Here is a 17,125-nt window from a genome sequence, read left to right as displayed (position 1 = left end):
ATGGTTGCTCAGCACGACGATGTGGTTGCTCAGCGCGACAACCGGCGGAACCGGATCGCTGACAGCGGCAAGAAGATCGCTGTCAGCAACAACGGACCGATGATCGCCGCCTCCAGCGCGTGATCGCCGATCCACGACGCCGCCGACGGATCGGGGTTGCCGAACAGCGCCCGGGCCGCCGTCGCCGTCGCCGACAGCGGGTTCCACTGGGCGATCGCGCCGAGCCAGCCCGGCATCGTCGACGTGGCGACGAACGCGCTGGACAGGAACCCGATCGGCCAGACGATGATCTGCACCGCCATCACGCTCTGCGCGTTCTTCACCATCAGCCCGATGAAGATCCCGATCCAGAGCAACGCGAACCGCAGCGCAAGCAGCAGCCCGAACGCCGCCACGGCTTCGACGGCGCTCCCATGCCAGCGCCAGCCGAGCGCGAGCCCCGCGCCGCTCAGCACGATCAGCGTGACCGCCGAGTCGAGCAGATCCGCGATGCACCGGCCGAGAACGACCGCCGCCGAACTCATCGGCAGGGAGCGGAACCGATCCGTGATCCCCTTGTCGACATCGGTGGTGACCGCCGTCATCGTCGACTCCAGCCCGAACAACATGGCCAGCGCGAAGATGCCGGGCACCAGCAACTCGTAGTACGAGTCTCCGGACGGCATCTCGATCGCGCCGCCGAGCAGCGCGCCGAACATCAGCATCATCAGCACCGGGAAAAGCCAGCCGAAGATCACCGGCCCCGGCTGCATCCGCCAATGCAGCAAGGCGCGGCGCGCGATCGTCCAGCCGTCCGCCAGGGCCCAGCCCAGTCGCGCCGTCATGCCGGCACCCCCGCTCCGGTCAGGTGCAGGAAGACCTCGTCGAGGGTCGGTCTGCGCAAGGTGATGTCCGCCGGTTCGATCTTTGCCTCCTGCAACAATGTGGCGACCTCCACGAGTGCTCTCGTCCGGTCCTTGACCGGGATGCTCACCTTCAGATCGTCGACCTGGATGTCGCCGTCGGCCAGCCGCTCGGTCAGCTGCAGGATCAGCGGTACCTGATCCGTTGCCGTGAGCACCAAATCGAGCCAGTCCGCGCCCAGCTGTGCTTTCAGCGCGTCCGGCGTCCCCTCGGCAACGACCTTGCCCGCCTTGAGCATCGAGATCCGGTCGGCCAGTTGATCCGCCTCGTCCAGGTACTGCGTGGTCAGCAGCACCGTCGTTCCTTGCCTGACCAGCTCGCGTACCGCCGACCACACCTCGGCCCGCCCGGCCGGGTCTAGCCCCGTCGTCGGCTCGTCGACGAACAACACCTTCGGCGCGACGATCAGGCTCGCGGCCAGGTCGAGTCGCCTGCGCATTCCGCCCGAGTACTTCGAAGCCGGCAAGTTGGCCGACTCGGTCAGCCCGAACCGCTCGAGCAATTCGTCGGCACGGCTCGTCGCTTTGGTGTGGCCAAGATGGTTGAGCCGGCCGAACATGACCAGGTTTTGCTTGCCGGTGAGGATTTCGTCGACAGCGGCGTACTGGCCGACCAGGCCGATGGTGCGCCTGACCTCCGCGCCGTGCCGGCTCACGTCGTACCCGGCGATCCTCGCCTCGCCCGAATCCATCCTGAGCAGGGTCGCCAGGATCCGTACCGCCGTCGTCTTGCCCGCTCCGTTCGGCCCCAGCAGGCCGGTCACCGTGCCGGCCTCCACCTCCAGGTCGAAACCGTTCAGCCCCGCCCCTTCCGTGCCTCCGGCGTAGTTCTTGCGTACGTCGAACGCCTCGATCATGCGCTCAGTCGTCACCTGCCACCTCTCGTCCGGTCTGCGAACCGTAGACTGTACCGTACAGCGTACGGCTCGGGTACGATCGGGTCAACGACGACCGGCTGGAGTTTGTTCCTCGTGACTGGAAAAAAGATCGCCCCGCCCGATCCCGCGCGCAGTTTGGCGCTGCTCTGGGGCAGTCACACCAAGCCCGGCCGCTCCGGGCTGACCGTGCGCGCGATCATCGACGCCGCGATCGAACTGGCCGACGCTCGCGGGCTGGAAGCGGTCTCGATGCGACTGGTCGCCGAGCAGCTGAAGGTCGGCACGATGTCGCTCTACACCCACGTCCCCGGCAAGGGCGAGCTGACCGACCTCATGTTCGACACCGTTTACGCCGACCTGTATTCCGACCCCGACGAGCCTGGTCGGCAACCGGGTGGGTGGCGGGGCGCTCTGGAGTTCATCGCCCACCGCAACTGGGACGTCCTGACCCGCCATCCCTGGCTTCACGACGTCCCCGCCGGCCGGATGGCGCTCGGCCCGAACATCACCCTCAAGTACGAGACCGAGCTCCGCCCCCTGGACGGCCTAGGCCTGACGGATGTCGAGATGGACTCGACCCTCTCCCTGGTCCTCACCCACGTCCTGGGCACGGCCCGCGCCGGCGCCGAGCAGATCCGCACCCAACAAGAGTCCGGCCTCTCGGACCAGGAATGGTGGCTGACCACCGCCCCAGTCCTAGAGCGCTACATGGCCGGCCTGGCCGACCGCTTCCCCCTAGCCGGCCGCGTAGGAACCTCAGCCGGCGAGCAATACCAAGCCACCGTCGACCCAGCCCACGCCCTGACCTTCGGCCTGACCACGATCCTCAACGGCACAGCCCTCCTGATAGCCGAACGCCAGTAATCCCCACGCGCCCCCCGACGCCTGCTCCTAAGGTCAGCCGGCTGCTGACCTGGCGGCCGCCTCGATCTCTTCGCGGTGCTCCTTCCAGAAGGCTGGGTCGTGCGGCTGCTCGGCCATGGCCTCCGCGTCGGTACCTACCGCTCCGTCGAGCGCTTCGCGCAGGATGTCGGCGTGGCCGGCGTGCCGACTGGTTTCGGCGAGCAGGTGGACGAGGATGTTGAACAGGGGAACTTCGGCGTCCTGCCACCAGGCGACGCGGCCCGTGGCATCGAGGGCGAGGGCCTCGACCGTCGCGTCGCTGTGGTCCCACACCCGTCGGTAGCGGTTGACGATGTCGCTGCGGGTCTCGTGCTCGGTCGCCCACATGTCAGCGAGTCGCTCGGCCTCGACGTCCCACCGGGGCAGAGGTTCGGGAAAGGGACGGTCGAAGACCTCGCCGAGGTACCTGGCCTCCCATGTCGCCAGGTGCTTGACCAGGCCCAGCAGGTTGGTCCCGGTCACGGTCAGCGGGCGACGGACGTCGTACTCGGAAAGACCGTCGAGCTTGGCAAGCACCGCCTCACGTTCGTGCCTCAGGTAGTTGTACAAGTTGGCCTTCGCGGCGTCGTCGATCATGGGACAGCACCCTGCCAGCAGGTGGCAGAAGATCGCGAGTCAGGCGCTTGTCGACGGCGATCGGTAAGACCCGACCGGTGAAGATTCCGGGTAGCGAGCCGGCCACGCCTGGTTGGCGCGCACCTGCTCCGCCGGGGTAGAAACTGTCATGCCCGATTCGGTGAGCAAGGCCGCCCCTGTCGCTGACTATGACAGCTTCGCGGCTGCGTACTCGGCCAGCAACGACAACAACCTCTTCAACGCCTACTACGCGCGTCCCGAGATGATTCGTCTCGCCGGCGACGTCGCGGGCCTGCATATTCTCGACGCCGGCTGCGGCTCGGGCCCCTTGATGGAAGCCCTGCGAAACAAGGACGCGTCCGTCTCCGGCTTCGACCTCAGTCCCGCCATGATCGAACTCGCCCGCGAAAGGCTGGGCGAGGACGCGGACCTGGAAGTCGCCGACCTCGGTGCGTCGCTTCCCTATCCCGACGACACTTTCGACTGCGTCGTCGCCTCACTGTCCTTGCACTACGTCGAAGACTGGACCTCGGCACTGGCCGAACTGCGACGCGTACTCAAACCAGCCGGCCGCCTCATCGTCTCGATCATCCACCCCACCGTCTACGCGATCGTCTACCCCGAGTCCGACTACTTCGCCCTCACCCAGTACTCCGAGGACTACGACTTCGGCGAAGGAACCGTATGGATGACCTACTGGCACCGCCCCCTGCAAGACGTCATCAACACCTTCATCAACGCCGGGTTCAGCATCAAAACGGTCACCGAGCCCCCACCCGCCGCCAACACCCCAGCCGAACTCCTCCCCAACCCAGACGGCCGCTCATTCATCTGCTTCCTCTTCTTCGAACTGGAAGCCCGCTGAACAGGGTCAGCCGAAGGACTGCTCGTCGAAGGTGGTTCCGCCTCGCTGGGTTGGGGTGAGGAGCTGTCGGGGGACGTGTTGTGGGGGTGTTCGGAGGTGCTGGGTGTAGCCGGCGGCTCGGAGGTGGAGGTCGAAGTTTTGGCCTTCGATGTGCCAGAGCGGCTCTGGGGCGTTGTCGGGCGGAGCCAGGCGGTGGATGTCGGCGATCTCAAGGAGCTCGTGGAGGGGTCCGAGCTGGCCGGTGATGTTCCAGGCTCTTTCGAAGACAAGCGTCGCGGGCGTGATCCAGAAGGTGAAGTGCCGCTCGCTCCGTTCGGGCTCCACCCACCGCACGATGTAGTCGAGGTCGAGGAGCAGCCTGGCGGGTGGAAGAGTGTCGTCCTCGTACTCGCCGATGCTGACCGCATGAACTCGGCAGTCATGCCACCCCATGTCGGAGAAGTCGGCATCCGTCCAGGTGGCTTTGGACAGCCCTGAGGGATCGTGCAGTAGCCCGGTCACCGGGTCAGTATCCCGGATGTTCTGCAGATCCCACGGGCGTCTGGGTGGATCGATTTAGTTGCCTATGGCAACGCAACCACCTTGGCGTGGTGCTCAATCTTCGTGATGGGTGGCGGTTGCCGCCGCGGGGATGGCTGCGTTGATGAGGGCGGTAGCGATGGTGATGGCTGTGGAGAAGGCGTCGGCGTTGAGGACCCGGGTGCGGGCTGAGGCGCCGTCCAGGAGTAGGGCTAGTTGTGCGCCTAGGAGTTCGGGGTCGGGGGCGCCGGCTTCGCGGGCGGTTTGGGTGAGGCGGGCGGCGAAGGCGAGTTTGTAGTCGCGGGCGTAGATGCGTGCGGGGTGGTTCGGGTCGGGGATTTCGACGGCCGCCGCGATGAACGGGCACAGGGGGGCATGGATCTCGAACGCCGTTGAAAGGCGTTCGCGGGGTGTGAGGTCGGGGTTGTCGAAGACCTCGGGCAGGATGTCCGGGTCGAATCGGCGGAGGCCCTCGGCGATCAGATCGTCCTTGCCGGAGAAGTGCTGGTACAGCGTGCGCTTGGACACCGCGGCTGCCGCGCAGAGCTGGTCCATGCCGGTGCTGTTGATGCCTTGATCGCGGAACAGCTGTTGCGACGCGCTGATGATGCGCTCTCTCGCGCCCCGGCCGCGGCGCAGTCCTCGCGGGCCCTTCTCCACCTCTGTCACGCGCCAAGCGTAGCCCACTCGGGTACCGATCGGTGTGCATAGCTTGCAACTAGGGCAGCCGCCAGCTACGTTAAGTACTCAGATCGGTATACATAACTCGCAGGTGGATGGAGTTCTCGTGGGAAAGCTCGATGGCAAGGTTGCGGTGATCACCGGCGGGACCAGTGGGATGGCTCTGGCTGGTGCGAAGTTGTTCGTCGACGAAGGGGCTCACGTCTTCATCTCGGGCCGGCGGAAGGATGCGCTGGACGAGGCCGTTCAGCTGATCGGCCGGAACGTGACCGGCGTACAGGGTGATTCAGCCGACCTCGATGATCTGGACCGGTTGTTCGAGACGGTCAAGCAGGAAAAGGGTTCGATCGACGTGTTGTGGGCGAGTGCCGGGACGGGTGAGCAGGGCAGGCTGGGCGAGATCACCGAGGAGCAGTTCGACGCCGCCTTCTCGCTGAACGCGCGCGGCACGCTGTTCACGGTCCAGAAGGCGTTGCCGCTGTTCAACGACGGCGGCTCGATCCTCATGACCGGGTCGAACGCGTCGCTCCGCGGCTACCCCGACTGGAGTGTGTACGCGGCGAGCAAGGCGGTACTGCCCGCGTACGCGCGAGTGTGGGTCGCCGAGTTGAGGGACCGGAAGATCCGGGTGAACGTGCTGACCCCCGGCCAGGTCGCCACGCCGTTGATGGAGGAAGTGATGGACGCGCAGACGAAGGCGCAGTTCGAATCCGTGATCCCGCGGCGAGAGATGGGCCGGCCTGACGAGATCGCGTCGGCCGCGTTGTTCCTCGCCTCGGACGACTCGAGCTACGTCAACGGAATGGAACTGGTCGTCGACGGCGGCACCACGGTGATCTGACCGGCTGATCCGTACCCGAACAAAGGGCGCCGGCTTCGGCATCGCTCTCGGCGCTGAGGCTCGCTGAAGATTCCTTGGACCGGGTGAGCCGTAGGTACTACGACCAAGGTCCGATGGCTGTTGCCCGTGGTCGCGGATGAGCATCGGTGTATGACAACTGATGAGCAGAACGAAGCCATGGGTCAGCAGCCGAGTGTGGTGCGGCGGAAGTCGCGCCGGTACTTCGCCTGGGCCGGCAGCGGCGCGATCGCTGTGGTTGCCGTGACGGGCGTCGTGGCCGGCGGGACGCTCGCCTGGTCGGCTGTGACAACCGACGACAAGGGTGGCGACCACCGCACTCCCAGCACGCAGACGACCCAGCCCGGCGATGACAAGGGTGGTCTCCGCGCCCCGAGTTCTCGTGCGACCGCCGAACCGGGCGACGACAAAGGCGGCCTGCGCACAGCGACAACCCGCAAGTCGGCCGAGCCCGGGGACGACAAGGGCGGTCTCCGCACCCCAACCACCCACACCACCACCGAACCCGGCGACGACAAGGGCGGCCTGCGCCACCACGCCGAGCCAGGCGACGACAAGGGTGGCCTGCGCCACCACGCGGAGCCAGGCGACGACAAGGGTGGCCTGCGCGGGCAGGTGGAGCCGGGCGATGACAGGGGTGGCCGCCACGGCTCCGGTGAGTCCGGGTCGGGCTCTTCTGGGTCAGGTTCGTCCGGGTCGGGCTCAGGGAAGTCGGGTTCCGGCAAGTCCTCCGATGACGGAGCTGGGCACCACTAACCACGTGCAGTTGCGGCGACCTTGAACAAGAAGTGGTGGGCTAGGACATCGCATATCGTGTCCGAGCCCACCGCTGCATGTCCGAGCCCGCCGCTTGCTGTCCGAGCCCACCAGTGGTGGGTTCGCCGCTCGGTGCGTTAGCTGTTGAGGAGGTCTTCGAAGGAGGTGGGGTTGGCGTAGGGGTCTACGGCGGCCACCCGTTCGTTGCTCATGGCATCGACCAGTTCGGTGGCGGCTCGTTCGATCCGGGCGTGGAGTTTGGTGGCGCCGACGCCCCAGTCGGACGAAGCGGCGTAGACGCCGGTTGGGACGACGATCGCCTTCAAGTAGGAGAAGAGAGGGCGTAGAGCGTAGTCAAGGACCAGGGAGTGGCGTTCGGTGCCGCCCGTTGCGGCGATCAGGACGGGCTTGCCGGCCAGGGCCTGGTCGTCCAACACATCGAAGAACATTTTGAAGAGGCCGTTGTAGGAGGCGCTGAAGGTTGGGGTGACCGCGATCAGGCCGTCCGCTGCAGTCACCGTCTCCAGCACCTTGCCGAGCGAGGCGGACGGGAAGCCGGTCAGGAGGTTGTTGGTGAGGTCGTGCGCGAGGTCGCGCAGCTCGAACACCTCGAGCTTGTACTCCGTACCGCGCCCGTCCAGCTGATCCCGCACCGCCGCCGACAACCGGTCGGCGAGCAGCCGGGTCGACGAAGGTGTCGTCAGCCCAGCCGTCACCACAGCGATCGAAGTCATCGCGTTCCCTCCAGCCCGACAGCCTCCGGGCTTACCGACTCAAGCGAAGCGGCCCGCTCAGCAGCAGCCTTCAGCGACTCGTGCGTCGGCGCCTCCGGCACGTGCGCCGGCCGCAGCGCGTCAAACTCCTTGCGCAGCACGGGAACAACCTCAGAACCAAGGATGTCCATCTGCTCCAGCACCGTCTTCAACGGCAGACCAGCATGGTCCGCGATGAACAGCTGCCGCTGGTAGTCGCCGAACTTCTCCCGGAACGTCATCGTCCGGTCGATGATCTCCTGCGGACTCCCAACAGCAAGAGGAGTCTGCTCCATCGTCTCCTCCATCGACGGCCCGCCACCGTAGATCGGCGAGTGGTCGAAGTAAGGCCGGTACTCCGAACGCGCATCCTGCGAGTTCTTGCGCATGAACACCTGCCCGCCCAGCCCGACGATGGCCTGGTCAGCAGCCCCATGGCCGTAGTGCTCGAACCGCGAGCGGTAGTGCTGGATCAGCCGCGCAGTGTGGTCGGCCGGCCAGAAGATGTTGTTGTGGAAGAACCCGTCGCCGTAGTACGCGGCCTGCTCGGCGATCTCCGGGCTGCGGATCGAACCGTGCCAGACGAACGGCGGTACGCCGTCCAGCGGCCGCGGCGTCGACGTGAAGCCCTCCAGCGGGGTACGGAACTTGCCTTCCCAGCTGACCACGTCCTCGCGCCACAACCGGCGCAGCAGGGCGTAGTTCTCGATCGCGAGGTGGATGCCGTTGCGGATGTCCTGGCCGAACCACGGGTAGACCGGGCCGGTGTTGCCGCGGCCCATCATCAGGTCGACCCGGCCCTCGGCCAGGTGCTGCAGCATCGCGTAGTCCTCGGCGATCTTCACCGGGTCATTGGTGGTGATCAGCGTCGTCGAGGTCGACAACAGGATCTTCGACGTCTTGGCGGCGATGAAACCGAGCAGCGTGGTCGGTGACGACGGCACGAACGGCGGGTTGTGGTGCTCGCCGGTCGCGAACACGTCCAGACCGACTTCCTCGGCCTTGAGTGCGACCGTCACCATCTGCTGGATCCGCTCGCCCTCGGTCAGCGTCTTGCCGCTGACCGGGTCCTTCGTCACGTCTCCGACGGTGAACACACCGAACTGCATCTGAACTCCTCGGTCTCAGGGTAGTTCACAATTTAACTACCTTGCCACCAAGAACGCCAACCGGCGGCGAGTCATTCCATCATCGATGACCACCCGGCAGCGGGTGATCGAAGTCCAATCCGTAGAAGATCCGCGCGGCGCCGTCCAGCCGCACCGTCACCTTCCCGGCCGACCGGGTCAGCGTCGACTCCTGCCCGATGCAGTCCACCTGCTTGACCGTGGCCGTCCGGGCGCAAACAGTCAGATTGGTCTTGGTCGCCCAGGTATCGACCCACACCTCAGGCTCCGGGAACCGCCAGTCGTCCCGCGGCCCGGCGGTGTTGAGGATGTACCCATCGGTCCTGTTCCACAGCACCGCAGCCTGCCCACGGGGCGTATCAAAGAGCAGCCCCTTCGAAGCCCCGGGCAACTGCAACCAGCGTACGAAGGTCGCCCCGTCCAGCGTGCGAGTAGCGGTCGCATAAGCCAGCAGCGACGGCTTGGCGCTCGTATCCCGGTTCATCAGCCCGAAGTGGTACTCGGCGTTCGCCTCGTTGGCCAGCTGCTCGTTCCCGATCACGCTGTCGTGGAACTGGTACCAGTTCACGCACCGAACCCCCTCAGCCAATGCCAGTGCCAACGTCAGCAGCACGTTCTCCGCCGCATGCCGGTACGAGTCGTGCCACCACGCATTGGGCTGCGTGCACGCATAGGCCTCGGTCATCCAGATCTCCTTCGGCCCGTACTGCGCCATCAGCGCCTTGAGCTGCCGCAGCCCACCGAGGAAGTTCCAGTACCTGCCAGTGGCCCCCGCATCCCAGTCCTCACCAGGTCCAGCCGGGATGTAGTCCGGCGCGAAGTTGCCCCGCCCCGGATGGAACGCGAACCCGTCGATCAGGTCCCACCCACCGGCCGCGTGGAATTCCTCGAGCCAGGGCTTGTCCATCCCCGCGATCCCGTTGTTCAGCAGCTTCAGCGTCGCCCCTCGCGCCTGCACCTGCTCGTAGACCGGCCGCAGCGCCTTCGCGACGTACGCCGCTGCGGTCCCACCAGGCGTGTTCCATGGCCGATTGAGTTCGTTGCCGACCTCGAAGTACCGAGCGCCGGCGGCGATGGCGGTATCGACGCTCGTCGTGGCCCACGCCAGCGCCGCGGCGTCCGTCGTCGTCGCCAACGGCAGCGGCGGCTGCAGCTCGATGTTGTGCGGCATCCCACGCTGGTCGTAGACCGCGGGCGGCACGCCCGGCCCGCCGTCGTACGCGATCCGCACCCACCTGATCCCGACCTTCTGCCACAGATCCAGCAGCGCGTCCGCCGACGGCACCTGGAGCCACGGATAGTTGGCGATCCCGAAGATGCTCGAGTCGCCCGCCTGATAGTCGTAGTCGGGCAGCACGGTCAGATTGGTCCGCGCAAAGGCCGAATCGGAACCCGCCTGCACGCTCACCTCAGTCACGATCGACCCGTACGCCGGTGAGCTCAAACTGAACGTGTAGTCGACCGTCCCAAGCGCGGGCACCGTCACCGTCGCCGTGCTGGACCCAAGGATCGTCCCGTTGAAGTCGCGGGCCCACCAAGTGAGCACGGCCGACCGACTCTGCGGCAAAGCGTTGGCCACCTGCACCTTGACCGGCATCTGCACGCCCGGCCCGCTCCACAGGTTGAACGGCTGATCGGTCCACAACTCGATCGCGAGGTCACGACCCTGGCCGGCCGCCGCCGCAGCGTTGGGCCGCTGCTCGCTGAAGATGAAGTCGGCCCCCGTGACCGCGCTGTCGGGGCCGGTCGCCGTCCCGGGCGCGTGCACCCAGGTCGTGTTGGTCCACGCCTTCTTCGACTTCTCGAGGATGAGCAATCCATGCAACCCCGTCCACGTCGACGCGTAGGCGACCCCCGCCGCGGTCTCGAACGGAATGCCGCCGTCGGGCGCCCGGTTCCATTGGTTGATCGGGAGCCAGACGTCGTCCGCGGTCTTGCCGACGATCGCCCGGCTGAACATGAACCCGTCCGGCGTCAGCGTCGTCGACCCCGTGACGGTCCACTCGTAGTGGACAGCGCTGGTCGACACCGTCACCAGGCCGGTGACGGTGATCGGCCCGGCCGCGGCCGGCATCGTGTAGACCATCTGAAGAGCGTCGGTGCCATCAGGCAGGGAGACCCGGCTCGGCGTACCGCCGGTGGAGACCAAAGTTCCGGCGACCGCGTCCTTGAGCTGGAACTTCGAACCCTGCAGGCGGATCGCGCCGCTCGCGTCCCGGACCGTGATCATCCCGCCCGGCGCTCCGGTGACGGTGATGCCCTCGGCGGTGAGAGTCGGATCGCCGGCTGCGTCGGTGCCGGCGTGAACCTCGCTGGGCCTCAGCCAGGTCAGGACGCCGGCGGCGAACCCCGCGGCCAGGACCTGGCGGCGGGACGGGGAGAACTGCGGCTCGGATCTCGGTGCTTCCCTCACGATGACCGTCCTCACGGGTTGACAGCGGTGATGATAATTCGGATTATCAACATCAGTCACCAACTTTCATCGGCCAGGCGGCAGCTGTCAAGAGGCCGTTGCGGTTCGTCGGAGCCGCGTGTTAGCGTCCTGATAATTCGCATCATCAAACGGAAACAGGTGCGTGCATGGAGAAGCCACCCAAGGTCACGCAGCGGGAGATCGCCCGGATCGCGGGCGTCAGCCAGGCCACCGTGTCGATGGTCCTCAACGACCGGGAGTACTCGAACGTCCGGATTCCCGAGGCTACTCGCGAGCGGGTCCGCCGCGCGATCGAGCAGACCACCTACGTGCCCGATCCCGCGGCCCGCCGACTGGCCGGCCTGGACAACAAGATCCTCGGGGTCTTCACCTACGAGGCCGCCTTGTCCCGCGAGAGCCTCGATTTCTACGGCCCGCTGCTGCATGGGATCGAGCAAGAGGCCGAGCGCCTCGGCTGCGACCTGCTGTTCTTCACCTCGTCGCCCGTCGAGGACGGCACCCGCAAGCTGTTCCACAAGCAGACCCGGCTGCGGCTCACCGACGGCTGCATCCTGCTCGGGCAGCAGATGGACAGCGCAGAGCTGACCAGACTCGTCGAAGAGGGCTTCCCCTTCGTCGCCGTCGGTCGCCGCGACGAGCCGGGCGTCCCGTACGTCGGAATCGACTACGTCACGTTGACCGGCGACATCGTCGAGCAAGCCGTTGCCCTCGGCCACCGCCGGATCACCTACGCGCACTACGGCCGCAGTACGCCGGCCGCCGCCGACCGTCTTGCCGGGCTGGCGCTCGCCGCCGAGACCATGCAGGTCGAGACGACGTTGCTGAGCACCGCCGACTCCGACCTTTCCGAGGTGGCCGCGGTGATCGCGAATGGTACCGACACCGTCGTCATCACCGAAGACGTCTTCATGGCCGAGGCGCTCGCGGTCGAGCTGGCCGAGCACGGCAAGGCGATCCCGGAGGACCTGTCGCTGGCGGTCCTCGGTGATGTCGAAGGACATTCGCTGGGCGGCCGGGGCATGACCGGCTTCCAGTTGCCGCGTGAACAGCTCGCCGCCGAGGCGCTCGCCTTGCTGCAGCAGTTGATCGTGCGCAACGACAAGGCCCGGGCAAAGCTCGAGCTCCGAACGATGATCGAGGGCTCGATCGTCGCCGGAGCGACGCTGGCTCAGTTGAAAGAGTCACGGTGAAAGCGGGCGTCGACCGAGGCGCCAGGTTGATGCGCGCGGATGTCGCCGTGATCGGCGGTGGTGTCGGCGGGGTGGCCGGCGCTCTGGCCGCACTGCGCCGCGGGTTGCGGGTTCTCCTGACCGACCCCAACCCGTGGCTCGGTGGTCAGCTGACCTCGCAGGCTGTCCCACCCGACGAGCACGTGTGGGTCGAGCAGTTCGGCGTCACCGCGTCGTACCGGGAACTGCGCGAAGGGATCAGGCAGTACTACCGGGATCACTACCCGTTGAGCGACAGTGCCCGGAAGGATCCGCACCTCAATCCGGGGCTCGGTCGGGTGAGCCGGTTGTGTCATGAGCCGCGGGTGGCCGTGGCGGTGATCGAGCAACTGCTTGCGCCGTACCGATCGAGCGGGCGACTGGTGGTCCTGCAGCCGTACGAGCCGATCGCCGTACAGGCTGAGGGTGACGTCGTCCGCAGTGTGACGCTGCGAGGCGAGGGCCGGGAGATTGTCGTCGAGGCGGCGTTCGTGCTCGACGCGACCGAGACGGGCGATCTGTTGCCGCTGGCCGGCACGGAGTACCGGGTTGGCGCGGAGTCGCGGGCCGAGACGGGTGAGCCGAGTGCGCCGGAGGAGGCGGACCCGCAGAACGTCCAGGCGATCTCGTGGTGCTTCGCGTTCGATCACGTCGAGGGTGACCACACCATCGAGATGCCGGTCGGGTACGGGAAGTGGCGGCTGTACGAGCCGGACTTCTGGGGTGCGCCGCTGCTCTCGTTCGTCGCGCCGAACCCGCGGACCCTGGCTCCCGAGGAGCGCACGCTGCGAGTGAACCCCACCGAGGACCACCAGGCCGATCCCCGGGTCGATCCCGGTGACATGGACCTGTGGCAGTTCCGGCGGATCACCGCCCGGAAGAACTTCCTGCCCGGGACGTACGAGAGCGACATCGTGCTGGCCAACTGGCCGATGCTCGACTACCTGGGCGGATCCATCATCGACACCCCGGAGGCCGAATCGCATCTGGCGGCGGCCAAGGAGCTGTCGTTGTCCTACTTCTACTGGCTGCAGACCGAGGCACCTCGCCCCGACGGCGGCCATGGCTGGCCCGGCTTGCGCCTGCGCGGCGACATCACCGGTACGCCGGACGGCTTCGCGCAAGCGCCCTACATCCGGGAGTCCCGGCGCATCGTGGCCTGCCGGACCATCGTCGAGCAGGACCTGTCGGTGGCGTTGCGGGGCGACGCGCGGCCGGTCCGGTTCGAGGACTCGGTCGGCGTCGGGATGTACCGGATCGACCTGCATCCGTCGACCGGCGGCGACAACTACATCGACGTCGAGTCGGTGCCGTTCGAGATCCCGCTCGGGGCGCTGGTCCCGATCCGGACCGAGAACTTGTTGCCAGCAGCAAAGAACATCGGTACCACCCATATCTCCAACGGGGCCTACCGGCTCCATCCGGTCGAGTGGAACATCGGCGAGGCGACGGGGGAGCTCGCCGCGTTCTGTCTCGAGGAATCGGTCCGGCCGCAGGACGTCGTCGCGGACCCCGATGCCGTCCGGCGCTTCCAGACCCGCCTCGTCGAGGCCGGTGTCGAACTCCATTGGCCCGAGGTGCTCGGGTACTAGCTTGTGAGGAACCGCTGATGAGAATCACGAGGAGAGTGTTCGGGACGGCTGCCATCGGCAGCATGGTGCTCGCGCTGGTGGCCTGCGGTGGCGGATCGTCGCCGGCGGCCGAATCGCCCGACGGCGTCGACCTGCGGATGACGGTCTGGACGTCCAACAAGGATCAGCTGGCGTTGTTCAACTCGATCGCGGACGCGTACCGGGCCGAGCATCCCGGCGTACGCCGGATCACCTTCGACAGCTTGCCGTTCGCCGACTACAACAGCACGCTGACCACGCAGATCGCCGGTGGCAACACCCCCGACCTGGCCTGGATGGGTGACATCTCGCACGACCTGATCGCCGCGAAGGCGCTGGTGCCGTTGACCGGCAAGCTCAAGGGCACGGCGGGCTGGGACTACGGCGATCTGGTGGACAGCGTGACCGCCGAGTTCAGCCGGGACGGTGAGCTCTACGCGTACCCGTTCTCCAACTCGCCGTTCGCCCTCTACGTCAACAACGACCTGCTGGCCAAGGCCGGCCAGACCGCCGGGAAGGGCGAGCTCAGCTGGGAGCAGGTCAGCAAGATCGGTGGCGCGGTCCACGCCAAGACCGGCAAGGCGGGTTTCGTCATCCGCGACTTCGACTACTCGGGCTGGAACATGCTCGGGACCGTGTGGCCGGGTTGGGGCGCGTCCGCGTGGAACGCGGACGGCACGCAGTGCGGGATGAACAGCGACCAGATGGTGTCGGCGTTCCAGTTCCTGCACAACGCGATCTACGTCGACAAGTCGATGCCCGGGCCTGGGGTGAAGGCCGACTTCTTCGCGGGCGACTCCGCGTTCACGATTGCTCAGGTGTCACGGGCGACGTTGCTCGACGGTGCGTTCAAGTACTCGATCCACCCGTTGCCGACCGGGCCGTCCGGGAAGTACTCGGTGATCGGGCAGGCGGGCGTCGGCGTACTGAAGTCCAGCAAGCATGTGCCGCAGGCAACGGAATTCCTTGCCTACCTGACGAATCCGGCCAATGCGGCCAAGCTCGCCCAGTACTTCCCGCCGCCGCGCAAGTCGCTGCTGACCGGCGCCAAGCTGGCCGCGGTGAACAAGAAACTGTCGGCCGCGCAACTCCAGGCCGTCGTGATCGACCAGCTGAACGGCGCCGTGACGCTGCCCAACCACACCAAGCCGGCCGAGATCTCGCAGAAGGGGAAGGCTGCGCTGGATGCGATCTGGGCCGAGGATGCGGACATCAAGTCCGTGCTGGGCAAGACCTGCGACGCATTGCAGCCGCTGCTGAAATGACTGGGTATTGGACCGGCCGCAGACGCGACAGCTTGGCGGGGTATCTGTTCGTCGCGCCGCAGGTGCTCGGGGTCCTGCTGTTCGTCCTGCTGCCGGTCGGGCTCGCGGTGTTCTACAGCTTCAACACCTGGAACGTCTTCACCGGCGAGATGACCTTCAACGGCGGGTCGAACTACGCGGATCTGGTGAACGACCCGCAGTTGCCCAAGGTGTTGCTGGCCACGCTGTTCTTCTCCGGTGGCGTCGTGGTCCTGAATCTCACGGTCGGGCTGCTCCTGGCGGTTCTGCTCAACCGGCGGTTCCCGGGCGTCACCACCTTCCGGGCGATCTTCTTCTCACCGGTGGTGGTTTCGGTAGTCGCGTGGACGCTGGTCTGGGGGTTCTTGCTGCAGGACAACGGGGGGATCAATGGAGTGTTGTCCGTAGTCGGGATCGACGGATCGAACTGGCTTCAGCAGGGGCCGACGGCGATGGTCAGCGTCATCTTCGCCCAGGTCGTGCGCAGTGTCGGGGTCAACGTCGTGCTCTTCCTCGCTGCCCTGCAAGGGGTTCCGCGCGAGCTCTACGAGGCGGCCCGGGTGGACGGGGCCAGCAGCCGCAAGGTCTTCTTCGGGATCACGCTGCCGATGATCTCGCCGACCTTGTTGCTGACCGGGATCATCACGGTGGTCGGAGCGCTGCAGGCATTCGCGCAGATCGCAGTACTGACTCAGGGCGGGCCGGGTGTCTCGACGACGGTCCTTGTCTACTACGTGTTCCAGCAGGCCTTCGAGTTCAACAACATCGGGTATGGGTCGACTCTGGCGCTGATGCTGCTGTCCTTCGTGCTGGTGTTGACGATTCTGCAGTGGCAGTTGCGTCGGAAGTGGGTCTTCCATGAAGAGTGATCGGCTGGTCCGGCGGGCTGTTTGGTACATCGCACTGGTCGTGTTGTGTCTGCCGTTCGTGGTGCCGACGGTGTGGATGGTGACGTCCTCGTTCAAGCCGTTGCGGGAGATCTTCGCGACGCCGCCGACGTTGTTCGCGAAGAATCCGGTCGTCGGGGCGTACTCGGAAGCCTTTGATTTCCAGCCGTTCGGGCGGCAGTACGTCAACAGCGTCTACATCGCGGTCGTCGTCACGGTGATCGTGCTGCTGGTGTCGAGCCTGGCCGGATATGCCTTCGCGCGGATCAGGTTCCCGGGGCGGAACATGCTGTTCGTCGTCGTGCTGACCGGGCTGCTGGTGCCGAGCGAGACGACGATCGTGCCGTTGTTCCAGATGTTCAAGCGGGCCGGGATGATCAACACGCATTGGCCGTTGATCCTGGTCACGTCGTTCGCCGGACCGTGCGTGCTGGCGACGTTCATCATGCGGCAGTTCTTCATCGCGCTGCCGCTGGAGCTGGAGGAGGCGGCCCGGCTGGACGGGCTCGGGCGGGTGGCGACCTGGTGGCGGATCGGCGTACCGCTGTCGAAGCCGGCCGCGTCGGCGGTCGCGATCCTCACCTTCATGTCGTCGTGGAACCTGTACCTCGAGCCGACCGTGTACATCACCACGCCGGAGCTCTTCACCCTGCCGCAGGCGCTCACCCGGTTCACCGACGCGTACGGCGGCAACATGTGGAACGTCCAGCTGGCCGGCGCGTCGCTGACCGTCGTACCGGTGCTGTTCGTGTTCGTGCTGGCGCAGCGGCAGTTCGTGGAGGGGATCGCGCACTCGGGGCTCAAGGGGTAGTTCGTCGGAGAAGGCTTTCCGAGGCCTTGTCAGATCGGTCCCGTCCAGTGAAACTGGGTCCCGCCATGCGAAAC

The 17,125-nt window shown here is 66.5% G+C and carries 17 protein-coding genes; 9 read left to right on the top strand and 8 right to left on the bottom strand.

The window, feature by feature from the left end; genetic code table 11:
- Positions 1-29: 29 nt before the first annotated feature.
- The gene (locus tag ABD768_RS25990; RefSeq protein ID WP_344844848.1) at positions 30-824 is read right to left on the bottom strand and encodes an ABC transporter permease; all 795 of its coding nucleotides are present in this window, start codon (positions 822-824) and stop codon (positions 30-32) included.
- Positions 821-1,759 carry an ATP-binding cassette domain-containing protein gene (locus ABD768_RS25985; RefSeq protein WP_425552074.1) on the bottom strand — a complete coding sequence of 313 codons (939 nt, stop codon included), beginning with the start codon at positions 1,757-1,759 and terminating at the stop codon, positions 821-823. The genes ABD768_RS25990 and ABD768_RS25985 overlap by 4 nt, the downstream gene beginning before the upstream one ends.
- A gap of 114 nt (positions 1,760-1,873) precedes the next feature.
- Between ABD768_RS25985 and ABD768_RS25980 the strand changes: the two genes are divergently transcribed.
- Positions 1,874-2,644: a TetR/AcrR family transcriptional regulator gene (locus tag ABD768_RS25980; protein ID WP_343967080.1), complete on the top strand. Its 771-nt coding sequence runs from the start codon at positions 1,874-1,876 to the stop codon at positions 2,642-2,644.
- 33 nt (positions 2,645-2,677) lie between these two features.
- Here ABD768_RS25980 and ABD768_RS25975 read toward each other — a convergent pair whose 3' ends face one another.
- Complete coding sequence (locus ABD768_RS25975; RefSeq protein WP_344844843.1) at positions 2,678-3,259, bottom strand: DinB family protein; 582 nt, start codon at positions 3,257-3,259, stop codon at positions 2,678-2,680.
- Between the two features lie 148 nt (positions 3,260-3,407).
- Here ABD768_RS25975 and ABD768_RS25970 point away from each other — a divergent pair, with 148 nt between their 5' ends.
- Positions 3,408-4,124, top strand: a complete 717-nt coding sequence (locus ABD768_RS25970; protein WP_343967082.1) for a class I SAM-dependent methyltransferase — start codon at positions 3,408-3,410, stop codon at positions 4,122-4,124.
- A gap of 6 nt (positions 4,125-4,130) precedes the next feature.
- On the opposite strand, the gene ABD768_RS25965 is transcribed toward ABD768_RS25970, so the two are convergent.
- Together ABD768_RS25965 and ABD768_RS25960 are read right to left on the bottom strand one after the other, a co-directional pair.
- Positions 4,131-4,625 (bottom strand): hypothetical protein, encoded by a 495-nt coding sequence (locus ABD768_RS25965; protein ID WP_344844840.1) that lies wholly within the window; start codon positions 4,623-4,625, stop codon positions 4,131-4,133.
- Positions 4,626-4,718: 93 nt separating this feature from the next.
- Positions 4,719-5,312, bottom strand: a complete 594-nt coding sequence (locus ABD768_RS25960) for a TetR/AcrR family transcriptional regulator (protein ID WP_344844837.1) — start codon at positions 5,310-5,312, stop codon at positions 4,719-4,721.
- Positions 5,313-5,430: 118 nt separating this feature from the next.
- On the opposite strand from ABD768_RS25960, the gene ABD768_RS25955 reads away from it, so the two are divergent.
- Positions 5,431-6,165 (top strand): SDR family NAD(P)-dependent oxidoreductase, encoded by a 735-nt coding sequence (locus ABD768_RS25955; protein ID WP_343967085.1) that lies wholly within the window; start codon positions 5,431-5,433, stop codon positions 6,163-6,165.
- A gap of 150 nt (positions 6,166-6,315) precedes the next feature.
- The gene (locus tag ABD768_RS25950) at positions 6,316-6,939 is read left to right on the top strand and encodes a hypothetical protein (RefSeq protein WP_344844832.1); all 624 of its coding nucleotides are present in this window, start codon (positions 6,316-6,318) and stop codon (positions 6,937-6,939) included.
- Between the two features lie 137 nt (positions 6,940-7,076).
- Here the strand turns inward: ABD768_RS25950 and ABD768_RS25945 are convergent, their stop codons facing one another.
- The 3 genes from ABD768_RS25945 to ABD768_RS25935 all read right to left on the bottom strand — a co-directional run bounded on the left by ABD768_RS25945 (position 7,077) and on the right by ABD768_RS25935 (position 11,231).
- Positions 7,077-7,673, bottom strand: coding sequence for an FMN reductase (locus ABD768_RS25945; RefSeq protein WP_344844829.1), 597 nt, complete (start codon positions 7,671-7,673; stop codon positions 7,077-7,079).
- Entirely contained in the window at positions 7,670-8,800 is a 1,131-nt protein-coding gene (locus tag ABD768_RS25940; protein ID WP_344844826.1) for an LLM class flavin-dependent oxidoreductase, read from the bottom strand. Before ABD768_RS25940 ends, ABD768_RS25945 begins: the two co-directional genes overlap by 4 nt.
- Before the next feature lie 79 nt (positions 8,801-8,879).
- Positions 8,880-11,231, bottom strand: a complete 2,352-nt coding sequence (locus ABD768_RS25935; RefSeq protein WP_344844824.1) for a hypothetical protein — start codon at positions 11,229-11,231, stop codon at positions 8,880-8,882.
- 167 nt (positions 11,232-11,398) lie between these two features.
- On the opposite strand from ABD768_RS25935, the gene ABD768_RS25930 reads away from it, so the two are divergent.
- The 5 genes from ABD768_RS25930 to ABD768_RS25910 are packed head-to-tail and all read left to right on the top strand — an operon-like array spanning position 11,399 to position 17,051.
- Positions 11,399-12,442, top strand: coding sequence for a LacI family DNA-binding transcriptional regulator (locus ABD768_RS25930; RefSeq protein ID WP_344844821.1), 1,044 nt, complete (start codon positions 11,399-11,401; stop codon positions 12,440-12,442).
- Complete coding sequence (locus tag ABD768_RS25925) at positions 12,439-14,052, top strand: FAD-dependent oxidoreductase (RefSeq protein ID WP_344844819.1); 1,614 nt, start codon at positions 12,439-12,441, stop codon at positions 14,050-14,052. Before ABD768_RS25930 ends, ABD768_RS25925 begins: the two co-directional genes overlap by 4 nt.
- A 17-nt stretch (positions 14,053-14,069) precedes the next feature.
- Entirely contained in the window at positions 14,070-15,335 is a 1,266-nt protein-coding gene (locus ABD768_RS25920; RefSeq protein WP_344844817.1) for an ABC transporter substrate-binding protein, read from the top strand.
- Complete coding sequence (locus ABD768_RS25915; RefSeq protein WP_344844814.1) at positions 15,332-16,222, top strand: carbohydrate ABC transporter permease; 891 nt, start codon at positions 15,332-15,334, stop codon at positions 16,220-16,222. Before ABD768_RS25920 ends, ABD768_RS25915 begins: the two co-directional genes overlap by 4 nt.
- Complete coding sequence (locus ABD768_RS25910) at positions 16,212-17,051, top strand: carbohydrate ABC transporter permease (RefSeq protein ID WP_344844806.1); 840 nt, start codon at positions 16,212-16,214, stop codon at positions 17,049-17,051. The genes ABD768_RS25915 and ABD768_RS25910 overlap by 11 nt, the downstream gene beginning before the upstream one ends.
- Positions 17,052-17,125: the final 74 nt, after the last annotated feature.

Source organism: Kribbella ginsengisoli, from assembly GCF_039537185.1.
In the GTDB taxonomy this organism is placed as follows: domain Bacteria; phylum Actinomycetota; class Actinomycetes; order Propionibacteriales; family Kribbellaceae; genus Kribbella; species Kribbella koreensis.
Note: the sequence above shows the minus strand (reverse complement) of the source record. Positions and strands in the feature narration are given on the sequence as shown.